This is a genomic window from Lysobacter stagni (assembly GCF_030053425.1).
GTDB lineage: Bacteria > Pseudomonadota > Gammaproteobacteria > Xanthomonadales > Xanthomonadaceae > Lysobacter_J > Lysobacter_J stagni.
On the sequence record NZ_JASGBI010000001.1, the window covers coordinates 1,196,928 to 1,216,816 of the forward strand.

Here is a 19,889-nt window from a genome sequence, read left to right on the forward strand (position 1 = left end):
CGGCCCGGGCTCACGTTTCCTTCGGATCGCTGCCGATAGACTTGATGGCCAATCCTGGCCCGTCCAGCCAAGTGATTGATTTAAGTCGAGTTTCGCCCGTGCGCTCAGTCGAGCCGCGAGGCGGATGCTCGTTCCATTTCTGCAACACTGAGGAACTTCCAACCCCTTTAGCAGTCCCAGGACCCGACTGCTAAGATGCCTGCCATGACCCAGAACAGCCTCGCTCTTCCCCTGGTTTCCAACAACCTGCCGGTGCCGAGTGCGCTCGGTTCGCTGGACGCCTACGTCAATGCCGTGCATCGCATCCCGGTGCTGAGCGCTGAAGACGAACAGGCCCTGGCGCGTCGCTATCGCGACGACGAAGACCTCGACGCCGCCCGTGAGCTGGTCCATTCCCACCTGCGCTTCGTGGTCCACGTGGCCCGCGGCTACAACGGCTATGGCCTGCAGATCGGCGACCTCATCCAGGAAGGCAACATCGGCCTGATGAAGGCGGTCAAGCGCTTCGATCCCGAACAGGGCGTGCGCCTGGTTTCCTTCGCGGTGCACTGGATCCGCGCCGAGATGCACGAGTTCATCCTGAAGAACTGGCGCATCGTGAAGGTCGCCACGACCAAGGCGCAGCGCAAGCTGTTCTTCAACCTGCGCAAGTCGAAGACGCGCCTGGGCTGGATGAACGCCGAGGAAGTGCGTGCCGTCGCCCAGGACCTCAACGTCTCCGAGCGCGAAGTGCTCGAGATGGAATCGCGCCTTTCGGGCCGCGACATTGGTTTCGACGCACCGGACGAGGACGACGACAACGCGCCGCCGTCGCCGGTCGCGTACCTGCGCGCCGATGGCGAGGACCCCTCGCAGGCGTACGAGCGCAAGGACGAGGAAGACAGCCACCTGGCGCTGCTGCGCGAGGGCCTTTCCGGCCTGGACCAGCGTTCGCGCGACATCGTCAAACGCCGCTGGCTGGATGCGGACAGCAAGATCACGCTGCAGGAACTGGCCGACGAATACGGCGTCAGTGCCGAGCGCATCCGCCAGATCGAAGCCAATGCCCTGAAGAAGATGCGCGCGCTGTTCGCGGCGTAACCTTCCGAAGCGACATGCGACACGCGAACGGCCCGGACCTCCGGGCCGTTCTGCTTTCCGGCGTCCGTACGTTGCCTGCGCGGCCTTCACGCCGATTTCATCGCAGGGCCCCGAACGTGCGCGGGCCCTCCGCCACCGCGCGGTGCGGTGACAGGGAAGGGCGAACCCAACGCAAGGAGACTCAGGATGAGTGCGAAGCTTCCGATGGCGGCTTTGGTGCTGTGCGGTTCGATGCTGGGGACGTATGCGCCCGCGGCGAAGGCGGGAGACGTGAGCAATGCAACGCTCGCGTGCTACGTGGATACGTCGGCGTTCGACCAGCTGACGTCCGATTTCTGTTCCAGCGGCTGGCGACCGGGCCAGCCCAATCCGACCACGGCGCATTTCGAAGTGATCGGCCTGGCGCCGGGCAGCTATACCTTCCAGTGGTCGGTGACCGGTTGCGGTGCCACCGCGGCCTGGTGCAACCGTTCCATCCGCAAGGACACCAGCGGCGGCCAGCCGGTCACCGTGACCGTGACCATCCAGGACACCGCCACTGGCGCGACGAAGACCGTCACCGCCACGGCGGAGTACATCGATATCTGGACCTGATGTGACGCACCGGCGGCAGCCGCTACGCGCGGCTGCCGTCGTCGTCGCGCTGGTCGAGAGGCCCGAAGATGATCCGCGCGTGCCGCTGGTAGCTCCAGTACGCCCAGGCCCAGTTGATCAGCACGATGATGCGGTTGCGGAAGCCGATCAGGAACATCACGTGGATCAGCAGCCAGAACCACCACGCGAGCAGTCCCGACAGCTTGACGCCGTGCACGTCCACCACGGCGGCCATGCGACCGATGGTGGCGAGGTTGCCGAAGTCGCGATAGCGGAAAGCAGGAGCGGGCTTTCCGTCGAGTCTTGCGCCGATGACCTTCGCCACATGCGCGCCCATCTGCTTGGCCGCGGGCGCGACGCCCGGCACGGGCTTGCCATCCTGCTGCACGCTGGCCAGGTCGCCCGCGACGAAAATCTCCGGATGGCCCGGCACGCTCAGGTCGGACGACACCGGCACGCGTCCGGCGCGATCGCGCTCCACACCGAGCAGCGCGCCCAGCGGTGAGGCCGCCACGCCGGCCGCCCACAGCACGGTACGTGCAGGCACGAACGTGTCGCCCAGCGTGTAACCCCTGTCGTCGATGGAACCCACCGGCGTTCCCGTGACGACTTCCACGCCGAGCTTGTGCAGTTGCCGGCGCGCCTTCTCCGACAGCGACTCCGGGAAAGAGGCGAGCACGCGCGGCCCCGCTTCAATCAGGCGCACCTTCGCGTGCGAGGGATCGATGTTGCGAAACTCGCGCTTCAGCGTGTGCCGTGCGATCTCGGCCAGCGTGCCGGCGAGTTCGACGCCGGTGGGGCCGCCGCCGACCACCGCGAAGCTCAACCACGACTCGCGTTCCGCCGGGTCGTCGCAGGCTTCGGCGCGTTCGAACGCGAGAAGCAAGCGGCGGCGGATCGCCAGTGCATCGTCCAGCGTTTTCAGGCCGGGCGCGTCGGCGCTCCATTCGTCGTGGCCGAAGTACGCATGCATCGCGCCGCTGGCGAGCAGCAGGTAGTCGTACGTCAACGAGTCGCCATCGCCCAGCGAGACCGTGCGCGCCTGCGCATCCAGCCCGACCACCTCACCCAGGCGCACTTCGACGTTGCGTTGCGCGCGCAGGATGTGGCGCAGCGGCGCGGCGATGTCGGGAGCGGACAGCCCTGCAGTGGCCACCTGGTACAACAGAGGCTGGAACAGATGGTGATTGCGGCGATCGATCAGCGTGATGCGCACGTCGCGGCCGGCGAGCGCGCGCGTGGCCCACAAGCCACCGAATCCGCCACCGACGATGACCACATGCGGGCGCGGATCGGAGGTCATGCGGGTGTCCTTTCCCGAAGTGGGGCGTTGGCGTCGACGGTGTCGCGCGATTCGTGGTCACGGTCGATGCGCGAGTGGTGCTTCGTATCGCGCATGGACACGTACACCAGCAGCGAGACCGCCACGCAAGCGGTGACGTAGACGTAGAAATACGACTCGTGCCCGATCTGCTTGAACCACAGCGCGAGGTATTCGGCGGTGCCGCCGAACAGCGACACGGTCAGCGCGTAGGGCAGGCCCACGCCCAGCGCGCGGATGTGCGCGGGGAACAGTTCGGCCTTCACCACGGCGTTGATCGAGGTGTACCCGCTGACGATCAGCAGGCCCGACATCACCCACGCGAACGCATTGAGCACGGTGGACGCTGTGGCGATGCCACTGAGGATGGTGTAGGTGAACAGCGTTCCCAGCACGCCGAAGGCGATCAGGATCGGGCGGCGCCCGGTGCGGTCCGACAATGCGCCCACCACCGGCTGCAACAGCATGAACACGAACAGCGACGCGGCGGAGATGAGCGTCGCGTCCGCCTTGCTGAAGCCACCGGTGTTGACCAGGAACTTCTGCGGGTACGTCGTGAAGGTATAGAACGACAGCGTGCCGCCCATCGTCAGGCCGATGACCGTGAGCACCTCGCGCGGGTGCTGCATCAGCACGCGCAGGCTGCCGCGCTGCTGGCGATCGCGCGTGTTCCGCGCGGTGGCGAAGGATTCGGTTTCCTGCATGCCGCGGCGCAGGTACAGCGCGGTCACCGCGCACAGCGCGCCCACGACGAAGGGAATGCGCCAGCCCCAGTCGTGCAGCTGGTCTTCGGTCAGCAGCGCGCGCTGCAGCAGTACCAGCAGCGCCAGCGCGATCAGCTGGCCCATCACCAGCGTCACGTACTGGAAGCTCGACCAGAAACCGCGGTGCCGCGAGTGCGCCATCTCGCTGAGGTACGTGGCCGAAGTGCCGTACTCGCCACCGACGCTGAGCCCCTGCAGCAGGCGCGCGAACACCAGCAGCGCGGGCGCGGCCAGTCCGATGCGGTCGTAGCCCGGCGCCACGGCGATGAGCAACGAGCCTGCGCACATAAGCAGCACCGACAGCATCAGCGCCGCCTTGCGGCCGTGGCGGTCGGCATACAGGCCCATCAGCCAGCCGCCGACCGGCCGCATCAGGAAGCCCACCGCGAAGACCGCCGCGGTGTCCATCAATTGCGCGGTGGTGTCGCCCTTGGGGAAGAAATGCGGCGCGAAGTAGATCGCGAAGGCGGAGTACGCGTACCAGTCGTACCACTCCACCAGATTGCCGACCGAACCGCTGAAGATGCTGCGCAGGCGCTGGGTGGGTGTCATCGGCACGGTGGCATCCATGGTCATAGTGTGCCCGAAGCGGTGATGGTGCGGTGGCTTCCTTTGCTGTCATCCCCGCGAAGGCGGGGATCCATGCCTGCACGCGCCACTTCTTTCGAAGGGCTTGATGCGACGGATCGATGGACCCGCCTTCGCGGGAATGACGGCATGGGAAACAAAAAAGCCCGGCATCGGCCGGGCTTCTTCGTCTCATGCCAGCGAACGCTTACCCCAGCCGGGCGGCCAGCATCGCTTCCAGCTTGCGCTGGTCCGCGGCGAACTTGCGGATGCCATCGCCGAGCTTGTCGGTGGCCATCGCGTCCTCGTTGTGGTCCCAGCGGAACCCGATCTCATCCAGGCGCGCCGGTGCCGGTGCGCGCTCGCCGTTGTCGACCAGCGCACGCGGCACGCCGCCTTCGGCCGCGGCGAGCTCCGACAGCAGGTCCGGCGAGATCGTGAGGCGATCGCAACCGGCCAGCGCCAGTACCTGTCCGGTGTTGCGGAAGCTCGCGCCCATCACGACCGTGTTGAAGCCGTGGCGCTTGTAGTGGTGCCAGATGCGGGTGACCGACTGCACGCCCGGATCGTCCTGCGGCGTGGCCGGCTTCGGCGCACCGTTGGCCAGGTGCCAGTCGAGGATGCGGCCCACGAACGGCGAGATCAGGAACACGCCGGCCTCGGCGCAGGCCACGGCCTGTGCGAACGAGAACAGCAGCGTCAGGTTGCACTGGATGCCTTCGCGCTCCAGCTGCTCGGCGGCGCGGATGCCTTCCCACGTGGAGGCGATCTTGATCAGCAGGCGTTCGCGGCTGATGCCGACCTGCTCGTACAGTGCGACCAGCTTGCGCGCCTGTGCCAGCGTGGCCTGGGTGTCGAAGCTGTGACGCGCATCGACTTCGGTCGAAACGCGGCCCGGAATGAGCTTGAGGATCTCCACGCCCACCGTCACCGCCAGCAGGTCGGCGGCGTCGGCCACGCGCGCGGCCAGGTCGGTGCCACGGGCCTGCGAGATCGCGGAGTCGATCAGCGGCGCGTAGGCCGGCAGCGAGGCCGCCTTGAGCAGCAGCGAGGGATTGGTGGTGGCGTCCAGCGGGTGGAAGCGGGCGATGGCGTCGATGTCGCCGGTGTCGGCGACGACCGCCGAGAGGGTGCGGAGCTGTTCGAGCTGGGTCATGGTGGGGTTCGAAGGTCTTGTCGTGAGTTCGCCCGGCCATTGTGGAGGATCGAACGGGTCGGGGGTAGCGCTAACCCGACACACCGATGGCGTGTCGCCTGCGCTAGGCTCGAAGGCACCCGACCACCGCCTCACGGAACCGCCATGGCCGAACCCGAGCGCCGCATCGCCTTGCTGATCGACGCCGACAACGCACCGGCGGCCAAGATCGACGTGATCCTGGCCGAGGTCGCCCGTCACGGTGCGGCCAACGTGCGTCGCGCCTACGGCAACTGGAAGAGCCCCCACCTGAAGGGCTGGGAAGCGACCCTCCACGAATACGCGATCCGCCCGATCCAGCAATTCGCCTACAGCTCGGGCAAGAACGCCTCCGACATGGCGATGGTGATCGACGCCATGGACCTGCTGTACGCGCGCAACCTGGACGGCTTCGCCATCGTGTCCAGCGATGCCGACTTCACCCCGCTGGTGATGCGCCTGCTGACCGAGGGCGTGAAGGTGTACGGATTCGGCGAGAAGAAGACGCCGGCCCCCTTCGTCAACGCCTGTTCCAAGTTCACCTACGTGGAAGCCCTGTTGCAGCCCACCGGCGAAGCACCCGCGCCGTCCACCCGGCCGAAGACCGCCGCGGAGCTGCGTGGCGACACCCGCCTGGTGCAGATGCTGCGCAGCGCGGTGGATTCGGCATCCGGCGACGACGGTTGGGCGCACCTGGGCGCGGTCGGTCACCAGATCAGCAACCAGGCGTCGTTCGATTCGCGCAACTACGGCTATCGAAAACTCAGCGATCTGATCGAGGCGAGCGACCTGTTCGAGATCAAGCGCGCCGATCAGATCGTGTGGGTGCGCTACACGCCGCGAAAGCGTCGGGCCGCGCGAAAAGCCTGAATGCGCGCCTTGCCGGGGCGATAACGCCGGCGCTTCTAGACTCGCCGCATGCCCGGCGAAGCCGCCAGCGCCCGCGTGCCGTGCCGCCGCGTTCTGCTCGCGGTGCTGCTGGCCTGCACGTCGTCCACCGCGACGGCGCAGAACGCGGATCCGTACGCGGCCGCAAGGCGAGCCCTGATCGCCGAACTCAACGACGAAGCCCGTGCCGATGCCGGCACCGCGGCCCGCATCGACCGCAGCGCCATCGCGCTGCTCGCGCGGGTACCTCGCCACGAATACGTGCCAGCGTCCGAACGCCGCAACGCCTACGAGAACCGGCCGCTCGGCATCGGCTACGGCCAGACCATCTCGCAGCCGTACATCGTCGCGCTGATGACCTCGCTGGTGGAACCGCGCGCGGGGCAGACGCTGCTGGAGATCGGCACCGGATCCGGGTATCAGGCCGCGGTGCTCGCCGAGTCGGGCGCGAAGGTCCATTCGATCGAGATCGTCGCGCCGCTGGCGGTGCAGGCGGCGCAGCGCTTGCGGCGTTACCCCAACGTCGCCACGCGCCACGGTGACGGCTACTACGGCTGGAAGGAGCACGCGCCGTTCGACGCGATCGTGGTGACGGCCGCGGCATCGTCGGTACCACCGCCGTTGCTCGAACAACTCAAGCCCGGCGGACGCATGGTGATTCCCGTCGGCAGCAGCTTCTTCACCCAGACGCTGCTGCTGGTGCAGAAGGACGCGCGCGGTCGCGCACGCACCCGCCAGATCCTGCCGGTGCGTTTCGTGCCGTTGACCGGCGCCGGCGAAAGCGCACTGCGGGAGCGCTGACGCGTGGCGGACGCGCACGCCGTGAAGCCGCCTGCCTCCGCGCCTCCGGGCTCCCTGCTTCGCCTGTCGCTCGCCATCGCGCTGGTATCCCCCGCCGCGCTGGCGTACCAGTTGCTGCTGATGCGCTGGCTCGCGGTCGCGCACTGGCATCCGTTCGCGGTGATGATCATCAGCCTGGCGTTGCTCGGGCACGGCGCCAGCGGAACGTGGCTGAGCCTGTACCTGCACCGTCGCGCCCGCGAACCGGCGCGACTGGACGATCTGTTCGTCCGTTGCGCGCTGCTGTTCGCCGCAACGGCGGCCGTCGCGCCGATGCTGGCGCGCGCGATTCCGTTCAATGGGCTGGAGCTGGTGTGGAATCCGCGCCAGCTGGCATGGCTGGCGGCGCTCTACGTGACGCTGTCGGTGCCGTTCTTCTTCGCTGCCGCGTGTTTCGGCCTGGCGTTCGCACGGCACGGGCCGCGCATACCGTCGTTGTACGGCGCGGACCTGCTCGGCGCGGGCGTCGGTGCGATCGCCGCACTGGCCCTGAGCCACGTGCCGGTGCAGCACGGATTGCTGCTGTGCGCGATGGGTGGCGCCATCGCCGCACTGCTCACCGCGAACCGCGCGCGTGCACGTTGGGCGACTGCCGGGGTGGTGATCGCATTGCTGGCGATCTGGCCGGGGCCGTGGGCATCGCCGCCGGTGAACGAGTTCAAGGATCTCAGCCGCACGCTGCTCGTTCCGGGCGCGCGCGTGGTGGCCGAACAGTCGGGCCCATACGGACAGCTGACACTGCTGACGAGCGCGCAGGTACCGCTGCGCCGGGCACCGGGGTTGAGCCTGTCGTACACGGACGAGCCGCCGGAACAGATGGCGTTGTACACCGATGGCGACGACCCTTCGATCGTGGTGCACGACGACGGCGGCGCGGCCTGGCGCTGGCTGGAATCCATGACCTCGGCGTTGCCGTACCGCATGGCGCAGCCTGATTCGGTGCTGGTGCTGAGCGCCGGTGGCGGCGTCGATGTCCTGCAGGCGCTGAGCCTGGGCGCGCATCGCGTGGATGCGGTGGAGCCGTCCGCGCAGCGCCTGCACTGGGTGCGCGACACGTTGGCCGCGTACAGCGGCGAGCTGTATCGGGACCGTCGCGTGCACGCGTTCGTTGCCGAACCGCGCGCATTCGTACGCGCCAGCCCCCGGCGCTACGACCTGATCGTGCTGGCCGGTGGCGAATCCTTCGCCGGTGGCGGCGCCGGCGTCCAGTCGGTCAGCGACCAGTACGCACTCACGGTGGAGGCCCTGCGCGAGTACCTCTCGCGCCTGACCCCGCGCGGGATGATCGTCGCCACGCGATGGAGCAAGCAGCCGCCGCGCGACGAGCTGAAACTGTTCGCCACCGCCATCGATGCCCTGCGCGCGGAGGGCGTGGCTGCGCCTGCGCGACACCTCGCCGCCATCCGCAACTGGGATGCCAGCACGTGGGTGATCGCGCGCGAGCCGTTGCCGGCGCGGGCCGTCGCGTCGCTGCGGCGTTTCGCGGACGCACTCGGATTCGACGTGGTCCATGCGCCCGGCTGGCGCACGCCGGCGCAGGAGCGCTTCCACATGCTCGATCCGCCGACGTTGTTCGATGGCGTGCAGGTGCTGCTGTCGCCGCGTGCGCGCGATTACGTGCGCGGCTACAAGTTCGACATCGCACCCGCGCACGACGATCGCCCCTACTTCGGCCACTACTTCCGCTGGCGCAGCCTGCCGGAGCTGATCCGCCTGCGCGGGCAGGGCGGCGCGGTGCTGCTCGATTCGGGCTACCTGCTGCTGGTGGCGGCGCTGTTGCAGGCCATCGCGCTGGCGCTGCTGCTGGTGCTGTGGCCGCTGCGTGCCATGCCGCGTAGGCACGCGCGGACGCCGCGCTTGCGCGTCGGCGCGTACTTCCTGGCGTTGGGGCTGGCCTTCCTGTTCGTCGAGATCGCGATGCTCTCGCGCCTCAACGGACTGCTGGGGCATCCGCTGGTGGCGGCCAACGTCGGGCTGGCGGGCATGCTGCTGTTCGCCGGTCTGGGCAGCCTGCAGGTGCAGCGCTGGATGGGCGGATCGGCGATGGACGACACGCGCCTGGCACGGCGCATCGCGTGGGCCGCGCGCGCGATCGTGTTCGCGATGGTGTGGCAGTTCGTGGTGTTCGCACTGGTGCACGAATACGCCGCCGCGTGGCCGGTGGCGTGGCGCGCGGTGGCAGGGCTGGTCGGACTGGCGCCGCTGGCTTTCGCGATGGGCATGCCGTTTCCCCTGGGGCTGGCACGCCTGGCGCAGGAGGAACCGGGGCTGGTGCCTTGGGCGTGGGGCATCAACGGCTGCGCTTCGGTGGTGGCGGCGATCCTCGCCTTGCTGCTGGCGATCGCCTTCGGTCTGCGCGCGACGTTGCTGCTGGCGGTGGCGCTGTACGTGTTCGCCGCGTGGGTGTGGCCGGCGCGCGGCGCATCGCCGACGGGCTAGTACAGATCGACCGGGTCCACGTCGAGCGACCAGCGCACGCGACGCGCTTCGGGTGCGCCGTAGATCGTGGGCCGCGCGCGCGATCGTGTTCGCGATGGTGTGGCAGTTCGTGGTGTTCGCACTGGTGCACGAATACGCCGCCGCGTGGCCGGTGGCGTGGCGCGCGGTGGCAGGGCTGGTCGGACTGGCGCCGCTGGCTTTCGCGATGGGCATGCCGTTTCCCCTGGGGCTGGCACGCCTGGCGCAGGAGGAACCGGGGCTGGTGCCTTGGGCGTGGGGCATCAACGGCTGCGCTTCGGTGGTGGCGGCGATCCTCGCCTTGCTGCTGGCGATCGCCTTCGGTCTGCGCGCGACGTTGCTGCTGGCGGTGGCGCTGTACGTGTTCGCCGCGTGGGTGTGGCCGGCGCGCGGCGCATCGCCGACGGGCTAGTACAGATCGACCGGGTCCACGTCGAGCGACCAGCGCACGCGACGCGCTTCGGGTGCGCCGTAGATCGCCGGAAGCGTCGCGTCCAGCGACGCGTGCAGGCTTCGACGGTCGGCGGCGGAGAGCAGCAACTGCATGCGCTGGAATCCGGCGCGGCGCGGCATCGGCGCGGGCAGCGGCCCGTGTACGTCCAGTGGCGCGTTCAACGCACGCAGCGCTTCGCGCACGACGCGCAGGAACGCATCGCAGGCGGCGACGTCCTTGGCTTCGGCGCGGAACATCGCCATGTGCGCGAATGGCGGGAAGCCGGCGAGTTCGCGCTGCGCGAGTTCCTCGTCGGCGAAGGCGTGGTAGCCGCCCGACAGCAGCGTGGTCAGCAGCGGGTGCCCGGGGTGGTGCGTCTGCAGCAGCACCTCGCCGGCGCGCTGTGCGCGCCCGGCGCGTCCGGCAACCTGGATCAACAGTTGCGCCAGCTTCTCCGGCGCACGGAAATCCGCCGAGAACAGGCCTTCGTCCACGCCCACCACGGCCACGAGCGTGAGGTTGGGCAGGTCGTGGCCCTTGGCCAGCATCTGGGTGCCGACGAGGATGCCGCGCTGCGTGCCGAACTTCGCCAGCGCCTGTTCCAGCGCATCGCGCCGCTGCGTGGTGCCGCGGTCGATGCGCAGCACCGGTACGTCGGGGAAGCGTGCAGTGAGGGTTTCCTCGATCCGCTCGGTGCCCGCACCCTGGGGTTGCAGTGCCAGGCCGCCGCAGTCGGGGCAGGCGTTCGGCACCGGTCCACGCGCGCCGCAGTGATGGCATTGCAGGCGTCGCCCGCCCGCGTGCACGGTCATCGGTGCGTCGCAGCGCTGGCATTGCGCGCTCCAGCCGCAGTCGTGGCAGAGCAGCACCGGTGCATAGCCGCGTCGGTTCTTGAACACCAGCACCTGGCCATCGGCGTCCAGCGCATGGCCGATGGTGTCGAGCATCTCCGGCGAGAGCCCGGCTTCGAGCGGCCGCTTGCGCACGTCGCAGATGCGTACCGCCGGCGGCTGCGCATCGCCAGCGCGCTGCTGCAGGCGCAGGTGGGCGTAGCGCCCGGCCTGTGCGTTGCGCAGGGATTCCAGCGACGGCGTGGCGCTGCCCAGCAGCACGGGCACGCCCAGCGCCTTGCCACGCACGAGTGCGAAGTCGCGGGCGTGGTAGCGGATACCGTCGAGCTGCTTGAAGCTGCCGTCGTGTTCCTCGTCCACCACGATCAGCCCGGCGTCCGGCAGTGGCAGGAACACCGCCGATCGCGTGCCGACCACCACCCGCGCCTCGCCGCGTGCGAACGCGGCCCAGGTGCGCGCGCGTTCGCCGTCGCCCAGCGCCGAATGCAGCACGTGCACCGGTACGCCCAGCCGGGCGCGGAAGCGGGCAAGCGTCTGCGGCGTCAGTCCGATCTCCGGCACCAGCACCAGCGCCTGGCGGCCACGCGCCAGGCAGTCGGCGATGGCATGCAGGTAGACCTCGGTCTTGCCGCTGCCGGTGACGCCGTCCAGCAGCAGCGCGGCGAATCCCTCCCGTGAGGCGTGGACGGCCTCCACCGCCGCCTGCTGCTCGGCGTTGAGCTGTGGGCCCGGTTGCGGCATCGGTGCGTGCGCCACGGCCGGCACCGCGACACGTTCGGCCAGGCCACGTTTGGCCAGCGCACGCGCGGCCGAGCGCCAGTCCTCGAACGCCAGGTCGAGCCGGTCCTCATCGAGAGGGCCGGCGAGCAGGTGGTCGGCCAGGCGACGGGGGCGGCCATCGCGCAGGCGTTCGCGCGCGGTCTGGCCGCCCTCGGTCAGTTGCCAGGCCCAGGCATGGGTGTCGGGGAGCGGTTCGCCGCGGCGCAGCGCGGCCGGCAAGGCGGTGGCCAGCACCTCACCCAGCGGCGCGTGGGTGTAGCGGGCCAGCCAGTGCAGCGACTCGAGCAGCTCGCCCTGAAGGACGGGGTCGGGGTCGAGCCGCGCCAGCGCGTGGCGCAGTTCCGGGGCGTCGCCCTCGGCAGGGCCGACCTCGACGACGACCCCCACCAGCTCGCGCGAACCGAACGGCACCCGGACCCGGACGCCCACATCCGCCGCGCTGGCGTCGTCGCCGGGCGGAGGCAGGTAGTCGAACAGCCGCGGCAATGGCAGCGGCAGAGCCAGCCGCCAGACCGGGGGCGAAGAGGTGTCGAGCATCGGCTCAGTCTACCGGGCCGGCGCGACGGCAAACGCGCCGGATCAGTTGCGTCCCATAGCTGCCGCGGTTGTGACAAAAGTCACGCAAGTGGCCGGCCACACTGGGAAAAGTCCTTTATCCACACCGCCTGTGGATAAATCTGTGCATGGCGGGTTGGCAGAACGGCACGATCACGCAGAAACAAGCCTTTCAGTCGGGTTGGTGAAAAAAGTGCCAACCCGGATATTTCCTTTTGGATCAGATAGTTGCCTGTGAAACATGGTTGTCACCCGGGCGCGGTCCCCGTTCAGCCGAGCGTGGGTGACGTTTGCGTTACTGCTGTGCACAACCGCTTTTTCGGTGCAGGCCGCGCCACGCTTGGCGGAGCGGGTGCGGCGCCGTTGTCAAGCGGTTTTACGGGGGAAAGCGCTCGCTATGATGCGGCGTATGGTGATGCAGTCCCGATGAGCGTTCCCCCGACTTCCGTCCGTTCCGCGCCGCCGGCGTTGTCCGCCTTCCTGCGTGGCGTGGAGCGCCGCGGGGCGGTCCTGGCCGAGCTGCAGGCCGGCGACGCGATGGCCGGCGATGCCGCCCTGGTACAGGCCATGGCGCGCTTCCGCGCCGAGGCCGAATCCACCCCCATGGCCGCCTGGCCAACCCGTTTCTGGGGTCTGTTGCTGACGCAGCCACAGTTGCGCCAGCGCACCCAGGTGGCCCTGGCCATCGAGGCGACCGATCGCCTGGGTGAACTGGGCAGCGGGCCGCGTGCGGCGCTGCTGCTGCGCGTCGCGGCCGGTCTGTCGGACGAGGATGCCGCAGAGGTGCTGGGCCTGCCCGAGTCCAGCTACCGCCTGGCCCTGCAGCGCGCGTTGCCGCACCACCCGGACGGTCGTGCCGACCCCTCGACGTGGCAGCAGCTGCGCGACCAGATCCATCGCCGCATCAAGACGCTGCCGCCCGATCGTCTGGTACGCCTGAGCAACGCCCGGGAAGCAGCGTTGCGCGGCGAAGCCGGCCCGGCCGCGGAGGCTCGGGCATTGCCGGCAACGGCCCGCCGACGCCCGCGCTGGCTCATGCCGCTGCTGTGGGGCTTGCTCGGGATCTGCGTGCTGGCGCTGGCCGCGACCTTCTGGCGCTGGGGGGGCGACCTGCCGGGCATGGGGGCCTCCGGGCGTGTGGACGTCGAACCCCTGCCCGAGGGCGGCGCCCCAGCCTCGCGTTACGGCGACGAGCTGGCGATCGTGGCCCACCGCGACTTCGCCCTGCTGGCCGATGCGCAGGGCCAGGCCGATGCGCGCGACCTCGAGTTCCGCAGCTGGTTCGCCGCACAGCAGGCGGCAGGCGTCGAACGGCCCACGCCGCCGGCGGACCTGCCCGGCGACACGACGGTGCCGCCGTCGCCGGTGCCGACCGAGGGCGAGACCGAGGCCGGAGCAGAGACGTCCGATGCGCCGTGATCGCCTGCGCTGGTGCGCCCCACTGCTGGCCGGCGCGCTGTGCGCCGTCGCCGCGACGGCCGTCTCGGCGCCGCCTGAGCTGGCCGAACTGCTCGAACGCCTGCCGCCATCCGCGCAGGCGCCACTTCGACGCAATGCCGCGCAATGGGACGAGTGGTCGCCTGCGCAGCAGTCGGACTTCCGGGCGCGCATGGCCGCATGGGACGCCCTGCCGCGCGCGGAGCGCGATGCACGCCGCGAGCAGTACGCGGCGTGGCGTGCGTTGCCGGCGTCGGAACAGGCGCATCTGCAGGCCGCCGGCGAGCGTTTCGCCGCCCTCCCGCCGGACCTCCAGGCCGCATGGCGTGCGCAGTTCGATGCGATCGACCGCAGCGAACGCCGCGGCTGGCTGCTCGGTCCGACCGTCGGCGCCGACTACCGGATGCTGCAACCGCTGCTCGCGCAGGTGCCCGAAGCCGACCACGCGCGGCTGCTGGCGGCGTTGCGTTCGATGACGCCGCAGCAGCGGCAGGAACTGGGCGTGCTGGCCCAGCGCACACCACCGGCCGCTCGCGAGGCATTGCGCCGCGAACTGCTGTCGGTGCGCGCGGACGACCGGAACGACTGGCTGTGGCGACGCCTGCAGCACTAGCCGCGCGACGCGATCCGGTTCAGTCGCGCGGTGTTGCGCCGTGCTCGGACAACACCCGCAGGATGCGCCGTCGTGCCTGGAAACGGCCGCCGAAGCGCGCCTGACCTTCCGCACGCAAACGCGGTGCGTGATCGCGCAGGTAGGCTTCCAGTGCCGCCGCGTCGCGCAGCACGTAATGCACGCACAGCCACGCGCGGTCCGGCTCGGCGGCCGGTTCCTCCACCCGCGAGACGCGCGCGTCGATGAAGCCCGGCAGCGCGAGGATCTCGCGCACGTGCGCCTGCAGCCACGACACGTAATCGGCGGCGATGGCCGCCTCCAGGTCGAGGTCGACCTCGTAGATCACGCGGGTGTCGTCGGCGCCGCGCACGGTCACATCCGCACGATGCTTGCCAGCGCGAGGAATCCCACCATGAAGCCGAGCAGGACGAAGTACAGGTTGCCGATCACCAGGTAGCGCACTGTGGTGACCAGCCAGCCGTTGCCGTACACGCGCTTCTGCATCAGCCACAGGTACACCGGCATCCACGCCCACAGCGCGAACTCGATGAAGCCGGTGATCCAGCCGAACGCGGCCCAGTGCGGCGTGATCGCGTTGTCCAGCGCCATCACCAGGAAGAACGCGAGCAGCGACAGGCACAGCCACGCATGGCTGTAGAGCGCGACCACGAGGTGCTCCAGATACAGGCGGCCGGAACCGAGGTAGGCCAGCTTGAGCAGCAGCGCGAACACCGGCACCAGCAGGAACAGCGCCGACGGCACCGCACCGAGCATCGCGCGCACCCACAGACCGACGTCGCGCTGCATGCGCGCCACGTTCTCCTTGCCGTGCGCGATCTGCTTGTTGACCCAGGTGTTGAAGAACGCCGGCGCCCAGCTGAAGGTCAGCGGATTGAGTTCCTCGTCCCACGGATCGTTGCTGCCGAACAGCGTCAGCCGGCCATCGCAGTTGGTGTCGCCGTAGACGCGCGCGTCGTCGGTGGCCTTGCGATGCAGCCCGGTCTCGGTGGCGGTGGCCACGTCGATCTGCAGCTTCGCCGCACGGCAGCCCGCGGCCTGGTTGGTCTCGCGGATCTCGACCAGCTGCAGCTTGCGCTGGCGCTCCTGCGCGGCGGGGATGGCGGCCAGTTCGGCGCGCTGGCGTTCCAGGCGCTCATTGCGCAGGCGCTCCAGGTCGCCCAGGTTCTGCGCCTTCTCCATGCTCGGGATCGCCTTCGCGGCAGTGGCCTTGGTCTGCAGTTCGGCCCGCGCTTCGCGCTTTCGGCGGTCCACTTCCTCCGCCGACAGCCCGAACTCCGTGCGGATAGCCTCGATGCGACGATCGGCGGCGGCGTTCACGTCCTGCATCGCGATCTCGAACGGCTTGCGCACGTGCGGCAGCATCGTCGAAACGGCTTCGAGCCCTTCGGCGAGATCGGCCAGTTCGCGTGCGCGCACCTTCTCTACTTCCGCGATGGTGTCGGCGTCGGCGAACTTGCGGCTCTCGCGGTTGACCTTGCGGGCCTGGGCCGGCTCCCTGGACGCGCCCTCGTCGAGGAACTGCACGCCGGAGCTGGTGCTCTCGCTGTCGACGTGGATGACCAGCTGCGCCACGAAGAACGTGAGCACGCTCAGCACCACGAACAGGCGCAGCGGCGCGACGTACTTCGCGCGCTGGCCGGCGATGTAGTTGACGGCAACGCGGCCCGGCCAGAGCAGGTCGCGCAGCGTGCGGAAGATGCGGCCGTCCAGGTGCCAGAACGCCTCGAACACTTCTTCCAGCGCGTGCGTGGCGTTACGGATGGGATTGAGCACCGACTGCCCGCAGTAGTGGCAGTAGTGTCCCTGCAGCGGCGCGCCGCAGTTCTCGCAATGGGTGGGAACGTCGTGTCCAGCGGATGTGCTCACGGTCCTGCAACCTCTCCCCAGAAAGCCGCGGCGCAGGGCCATGGCGACGTGATCCCCGTGTGGAAGGGGATCGACGGACTTCGACGGACGGTCGCCCGGCGTGGTCCCGTGGACGCGTCCGGACGAACAGCGAAAGCGGCAAACCGGCGGTTCATGCCGGGTCAGTAAGATAGCCGTCCGCCGCGACCCGGCGCCAGCGCCCGACAATGGATGCGGTCGCGCGGCCGCAGTCGCGCGTCTGGTTGCATCCGATGTCGCTTCCTTCCGTTGACGCCCCGGGCCGCACGGGCCTGCTGGCCGAAGTACGCACCACCGCCCTGCTCGCCGCGCCGCTGGTCGGCGGCCATGTTTCCACGGGCCTGATCGGCTTCGTCGACAACGTACTCGCCGGCCACCACGGCACCACCACGCTGGCCTCGGTCACCATCGGCACGGCACTGTGGTGGCTGCCGATGATGGTGCCGATCGGAACGCTGCTGTCGGTACCGCCGTCGGTGTCGCAGCTCGATGGCGCAGGCCGGCGCGGCGACATCGGCTCGCTGTTCCGCCAGGCCCTGTGGCTGGCCGCGGGTCTGGGCGTGCTGCTGTTCGCCTTCCTCACGCTGATCCCGCATGCGTTGTTGCCCATGGGCATCGCACCGGAGATCGTGCCGGGCGCGACCGCGTTCCTGCACGGCATCCGCTGGGGCGTGATGGCGCTGACGCTGTTCTTCTGCATGCGCTACCTCAGCGAAGGGCTGCACTGGACCTTGCCGACACTGCTGCTCAGCGCGGGCGGGCTGCTGATCCTGCTGCCGGTGGGTTACACGCTGACGTTCGGCAAGTTCGGCTTTCCCGAAATGGGTGCCGGCGGGCTGGGTGTCGCCTCGGCGATCATGCTGTGGCTGCAGGCGATCGGCTTCTTCCTGGTGTTGCGCAAGGCCCGGCGCTTCGCCGATCTGCGGCTGTTCGAGCGCTTCGACCTGCCGCACTGGCCCACCATCCGCGGCCTGCTCGCCACCGGCCTTCCGATCGGCGTGACCGTGCTGATGGAAGGCGGCCTGTTCATCACCACCGCACTGCTGATGGGGCGCCTGGGCCAGGTGCCGGCGGCCGCACACCAGATCGCGATCAACCTCGCCGCGCTATGCTTCATGGTGCCGATGGGTCTGGCGGAGGCCACCACGGTGCGCGTGGGCCACGCGCTGGGTCGCGCCGACTTCCACGGCGTGCGCCGCGCGGCGAAGGCCGGCTACGCGATCGTGCTGGGCACGCAGTTGCTGTCGGGCATCGTGCTGCTCACCGGCAACGAACTGCTGGTGAGCTTCTACACGCACGATGCGGCGGTGGCGACGTTGGCCGCCTCGCTGCTGCTGTACGCGGCGGCGTTCCAGTTCCCCGACGGCGTGCAGGTGCTTTCCGCCGGCGCGCTGCGCGGCCTGAAGGACACACGGGTACCGATGGTGCTGGCCGCCATCGCCTACTGGGGCATCGGCATGCCGTTGGGCACCGGGCTCGGTCTGGGCCTGGGCTGGGGACCGAAGGGCATGTGGGTTGGCCTGATCGCCGGCCTGACCTTCGCCGCCGTGCTGCTGTGCCTGCGCTTCATCCGTTCCAGCCACCCGGACCGTCTGGTGATGCGCGGTCCCTGAGTCCCCGGGGCCGAAAAACCCTCACACCGGCGCGACTGGTGCGTGTTACGAATGGCGGGTGAATCCGCGCCCGCCAACGTTTAGGCTGGTTGCGTGACCCAGGAGTCCGTATGAACGACACACCGCGTCGCGGTCCCATCGCCCGTTTCTTCGTCGGGCTGTGGGACGCGATGAATTTCACCCGCCGGTTGATCCTCAACCTGCTGTTCTTTGCCCTGCTGTTGCTGTTCCTCGCGATCCTCGGCGCCGGGCCGCGCACGCGGCCGTTGCTGGACCGCACCGCCCTGGTCATCGCCCCCGACGGGGCGCTGGTCGAGCAGTTCAGCAGTGACCCCGCCTCGCGCGCCCTGGCCAAGCTGCTGGGCGAGAAGCGGGGCGAGGTGCAGTTGCGCGATCTGGTGCGCGCGCTGGACGCCGCGCGCCGCGACAAGCGCATCGAGCGCGTGGTGCTGGATCTGGACAAGCTGCAGGCTGGCGGCATGGCCTCGCTGCGCGAGGTCGCGGACGCCATCGCCCGCGTGCGTGCCAGCGGCAAGCAGGTCGTCGCCTTCTCGGAAATGATGGACCAGAAGCAGTACCTGCTCGCCTCGCAGGCGAACGAGGTCTACCTCGACCCGATGGGCGGCATGCTGCTGGAAGGCCTGGGCCGTTACCGCACGTACTTCCGCCAGGGCCTGCAGGACAAGCTCGGCGTCGACGTGCACCTGTTCAAGGTGGGCGAATACAAGTCCGCGGCCGAACCGTACGTGCTGGACGGCGCCTCGCCCGAAGCGAAGGAAGCCGACCTGTACTGGATGAACGACGTCTGGCAGCGCTACCTGGCCGACGTGGCCAAGGCGCGCAAGCTCGACGCGGCGAAGCTGGCCGAGGGCATCGACCAGATGCCCGAAGGCATCGCCGCCGCGCAGGGCGACCTGGCCAAGTTCGCCCTGCAGGCCAAACTGGTGGACGGCCTGAAGACGCGCGAGGACGTGGACGACCTGCTGATCGAGCGCGGCATCGCCGACGAAGACGCCGAAGGCGGCTTCCGCCAGGTCTCGCTGGACGAATACCTGGTCAACGTCGACAGCGGCATCCAGGCGGTCGATCAGCGTCCGCAGATCGCCGTGGTGGTCGCCGAGGGCGAGATCAGCGGCGGCGAGCAGCCGCCGGGTTCGGTGGGCGGCGTGTCGACCTCCGCGCTGCTGCGCGAAGCGCGCGACGACGAGAACGTGAAGGCCGTGGTGCTGCGCGTGGATTCGCCGGGCGGCGAGGTGTTCGCGTCCGAGCAGATCCGCCGCGAGATCGTCGGCCTGAAGAAGGCTGGCAAGCCGGTCGCCGTGTCGATGGGCGACCTGGCCGCGTCGGGCGGTTACTGGATCTCGATGGACGCCGATCGCATCTACGCCGATGCCTCCACCATCACCGGCTCCATCGGCATCTTCGGCCTGATCCCGACCATCCCGCGCGCGCTGGAGAAGATCGGCGTGCGCAGCGACGGCGTGGGCACCACGCGTTTCGCCGGCGCCTTCGACATCACCCGTCCGTTGCAGCCGGAAGTCGGGCAGGTCATCCAGGCGGTGATCGACAAGGGCTACCGCGACTTCACCGGTCGTGTCGCGCAGGCGCGCAACAAGCCCGTCGAGCAGGTCGACGAGGTGGCGCGCGGCCGCGTGTGGACCGGTGCGCAGGCCAAGGAGCGCGGTCTGGTCGACGAACTGGGCGGCATGCAGCAGGCCATCGACTTCGCCGCCGAACGCGCGAAGCTGGGCAAGGCGGGCGACTACCAGGTGCGTTACCTGGAGAAGGCCGCGACGCCGTTCGAGCGCTTCTTCACCGGCCTGATCGAAAGCCGCGCGGGCGCGGCCTGGATGCGCCATTCGGATTTCGCACGCGGGCTGATCGCCAAGGCGTCGCCGCAGGCCGCCGCCGACCTGCGTTTCCTGGAAGGCTCCATCACGCCGACCCGAGGCGTACCGGTGAAGGCGCTGGCCTACTGCTTCTGCGGGTTGTAAGCCCCGCAGAGTGCAAACGAAAC

14 protein-coding genes and 2 pseudogenes are annotated in these 19,889 nt (G+C 69.4%); 10 read left to right on the forward strand and 6 right to left on the reverse strand.

The annotated features are described in order from the left end of the window. Positions 1-204 precede the first annotated feature (204 nt). Positions 205-1,080, forward strand: coding sequence for an RNA polymerase sigma factor RpoH (gene rpoH / locus QLQ15_RS05350; RefSeq protein WP_283211806.1), 876 nt, complete (start codon positions 205-207; stop codon positions 1,078-1,080). A gap of 186 nt (positions 1,081-1,266) precedes the next feature. Then, positions 1,267-1,674 (forward strand): hypothetical protein, encoded by a 408-nt coding sequence (locus tag QLQ15_RS05355; RefSeq protein ID WP_283211807.1) that lies wholly within the window; start codon positions 1,267-1,269, stop codon positions 1,672-1,674. Positions 1,675-1,696: 22 nt separating this feature from the next. Here the strand turns inward: QLQ15_RS05355 and QLQ15_RS05360 are convergent, their stop codons facing one another. The 3 genes from QLQ15_RS05360 to tal form a co-directional block, all read right to left on the reverse strand. Then, the gene (locus QLQ15_RS05360) at positions 1,697-2,977 is read right to left on the reverse strand and encodes an NAD(P)/FAD-dependent oxidoreductase (protein ID WP_283211808.1); all 1,281 of its coding nucleotides are present in this window, start codon (positions 2,975-2,977) and stop codon (positions 1,697-1,699) included. Then, positions 2,974-4,329: an MFS transporter gene (locus tag QLQ15_RS05365; RefSeq protein ID WP_283211809.1), complete on the reverse strand. Its 1,356-nt coding sequence runs from the start codon at positions 4,327-4,329 to the stop codon at positions 2,974-2,976. Before QLQ15_RS05365 ends, QLQ15_RS05360 begins: the two co-directional genes overlap by 4 nt. 205 nt (positions 4,330-4,534) lie before the next feature. Next, positions 4,535-5,482: a transaldolase gene (tal, locus tag QLQ15_RS05370; RefSeq protein ID WP_283211810.1), complete on the reverse strand. Its 948-nt coding sequence runs from the start codon at positions 5,480-5,482 to the stop codon at positions 4,535-4,537. A 144-nt stretch (positions 5,483-5,626) separates the two neighbouring features. Between tal and QLQ15_RS05375 the strand changes: the two are divergent. The 4 genes and pseudogenes from QLQ15_RS05375 to QLQ15_RS05390 form a co-directional block, all read left to right on the forward strand. Then, positions 5,627-6,446 (forward strand): annotated as a pseudogene (locus QLQ15_RS05375) (NYN domain-containing protein); the annotation flags it as partial. Next, positions 6,419-7,189, forward strand: a complete 771-nt coding sequence (locus tag QLQ15_RS05380; RefSeq protein WP_283211812.1) for a protein-L-isoaspartate(D-aspartate) O-methyltransferase — start codon at positions 6,419-6,421, stop codon at positions 7,187-7,189. The pseudogene QLQ15_RS05375 and the gene QLQ15_RS05380, both read left to right, overlap by 28 nt. 21 nt (positions 7,190-7,210) lie before the next feature. Beyond that, positions 7,211-9,667, forward strand: a complete 2,457-nt coding sequence (locus QLQ15_RS05385; RefSeq protein WP_283211813.1) for a spermidine synthase family protein — start codon at positions 7,211-7,213, stop codon at positions 9,665-9,667. A gap of 52 nt (positions 9,668-9,719) precedes the next feature. Then, positions 9,720-10,097, forward strand: a complete 378-nt coding sequence (locus tag QLQ15_RS05390; RefSeq protein ID WP_283211814.1) for a hypothetical protein — start codon at positions 9,720-9,722, stop codon at positions 10,095-10,097. On the opposite strand, the gene QLQ15_RS05395 is transcribed toward QLQ15_RS05390, so the two are convergent. Then, positions 10,094-12,286: a primosomal protein N' gene (locus QLQ15_RS05395; RefSeq protein ID WP_283211815.1), complete on the reverse strand. Its 2,193-nt coding sequence runs from the start codon at positions 12,284-12,286 to the stop codon at positions 10,094-10,096. The two genes, QLQ15_RS05390 and QLQ15_RS05395, sit on opposite strands and share 4 nt — an antisense overlap. 444 nt (positions 12,287-12,730) lie before the next feature. On the opposite strand from QLQ15_RS05395, the gene QLQ15_RS05400 reads away from it, so the two are divergent. Both QLQ15_RS05400 and QLQ15_RS05405 read left to right on the forward strand, forming a co-directional pair. Next, positions 12,731-13,723: a sigma factor-like helix-turn-helix DNA-binding protein gene (locus tag QLQ15_RS05400; protein ID WP_283211816.1), complete on the forward strand. Its 993-nt coding sequence runs from the start codon at positions 12,731-12,733 to the stop codon at positions 13,721-13,723. Then, on the forward strand, positions 13,713-14,354 hold the full coding sequence (locus tag QLQ15_RS05405; RefSeq protein WP_283211817.1) for a DUF3106 domain-containing protein: 642 nt from the start codon (positions 13,713-13,715) through the stop codon (positions 14,352-14,354). Before QLQ15_RS05400 ends, QLQ15_RS05405 begins: the two co-directional genes overlap by 11 nt. A 19-nt stretch (positions 14,355-14,373) precedes the next feature. On the opposite strand, the gene QLQ15_RS05410 is transcribed toward QLQ15_RS05405, so the two are convergent. Both QLQ15_RS05410 and QLQ15_RS18345 read right to left on the reverse strand, forming a co-directional pair. Next, positions 14,374-14,724, reverse strand: coding sequence for a DUF4286 family protein (locus QLQ15_RS05410; RefSeq protein WP_283211818.1), 351 nt, complete (start codon positions 14,722-14,724; stop codon positions 14,374-14,376). Between the two features lie 1,216 nt (positions 14,725-15,940). Further along, positions 15,941-16,214, reverse strand: a pseudogene (locus QLQ15_RS18345) (DUF3667 domain-containing protein); the annotation flags it as partial. Between the two features lie 278 nt (positions 16,215-16,492). Between QLQ15_RS18345 and QLQ15_RS05420 the strand changes: the two are divergent. Beyond that, positions 16,493-17,872: an MATE family efflux transporter gene (locus tag QLQ15_RS05420; protein WP_283211820.1), complete on the forward strand. Its 1,380-nt coding sequence runs from the start codon at positions 16,493-16,495 to the stop codon at positions 17,870-17,872. A 110-nt stretch (positions 17,873-17,982) separates the two neighbouring features. Next, positions 17,983-19,866 carry a signal peptide peptidase SppA gene (gene sppA / locus QLQ15_RS05425; RefSeq protein WP_283211821.1) on the forward strand — a complete coding sequence of 628 codons (1,884 nt, stop codon included), beginning with the start codon at positions 17,983-17,985 and terminating at the stop codon, positions 19,864-19,866. Positions 19,867-19,889: the final 23 nt, after the last annotated feature.

Excerpts from the sequence above, each read along its gene's own strand:
- QLQ15_RS05405 (WP_283211817.1), top strand. The coding sequence starts at position 13,713 with ATGCGCCGTGATCGCCTGCGCTGGTGCGCCCCACTGCTGGCCGGCGCG.
- QLQ15_RS05355 (WP_283211807.1), top strand. The coding sequence starts at position 1,267 with ATGAGTGCGAAGCTTCCGATGGCGGCTTTGGTGCTGTGCGGTTCGATG.
- tal (WP_283211810.1), bottom strand. The coding sequence starts at position 5,482 with ATGACCCAGCTCGAACAGCTCCGCACCCTCTCGGCGGTCGTCGCCGAC.
- rpoH (WP_283211806.1), top strand. The coding sequence starts at position 205 with ATGACCCAGAACAGCCTCGCTCTTCCCCTGGTTTCCAACAACCTGCCG.
- QLQ15_RS05360 (WP_283211808.1), bottom strand. The coding sequence starts at position 2,977 with ATGACCTCCGATCCGCGCCCGCATGTGGTCATCGTCGGTGGCGGATTC.
- QLQ15_RS05400 (WP_283211816.1), top strand. The coding sequence starts at position 12,731 with ATGAGCGTTCCCCCGACTTCCGTCCGTTCCGCGCCGCCGGCGTTGTCC.
- QLQ15_RS05395 (WP_283211815.1), bottom strand. The coding sequence starts at position 12,286 with ATGCTCGACACCTCTTCGCCCCCGGTCTGGCGGCTGGCTCTGCCGCTG.
- QLQ15_RS05380 (WP_283211812.1), top strand. The coding sequence starts at position 6,419 with ATGCCCGGCGAAGCCGCCAGCGCCCGCGTGCCGTGCCGCCGCGTTCTG.
- QLQ15_RS05420 (WP_283211820.1), top strand. The coding sequence starts at position 16,493 with ATGTCGCTTCCTTCCGTTGACGCCCCGGGCCGCACGGGCCTGCTGGCC.
- QLQ15_RS05365 (WP_283211809.1), bottom strand. The coding sequence starts at position 4,329 with ATGGATGCCACCGTGCCGATGACACCCACCCAGCGCCTGCGCAGCATC.
- sppA (WP_283211821.1), top strand. The coding sequence starts at position 17,983 with ATGAACGACACACCGCGTCGCGGTCCCATCGCCCGTTTCTTCGTCGGG.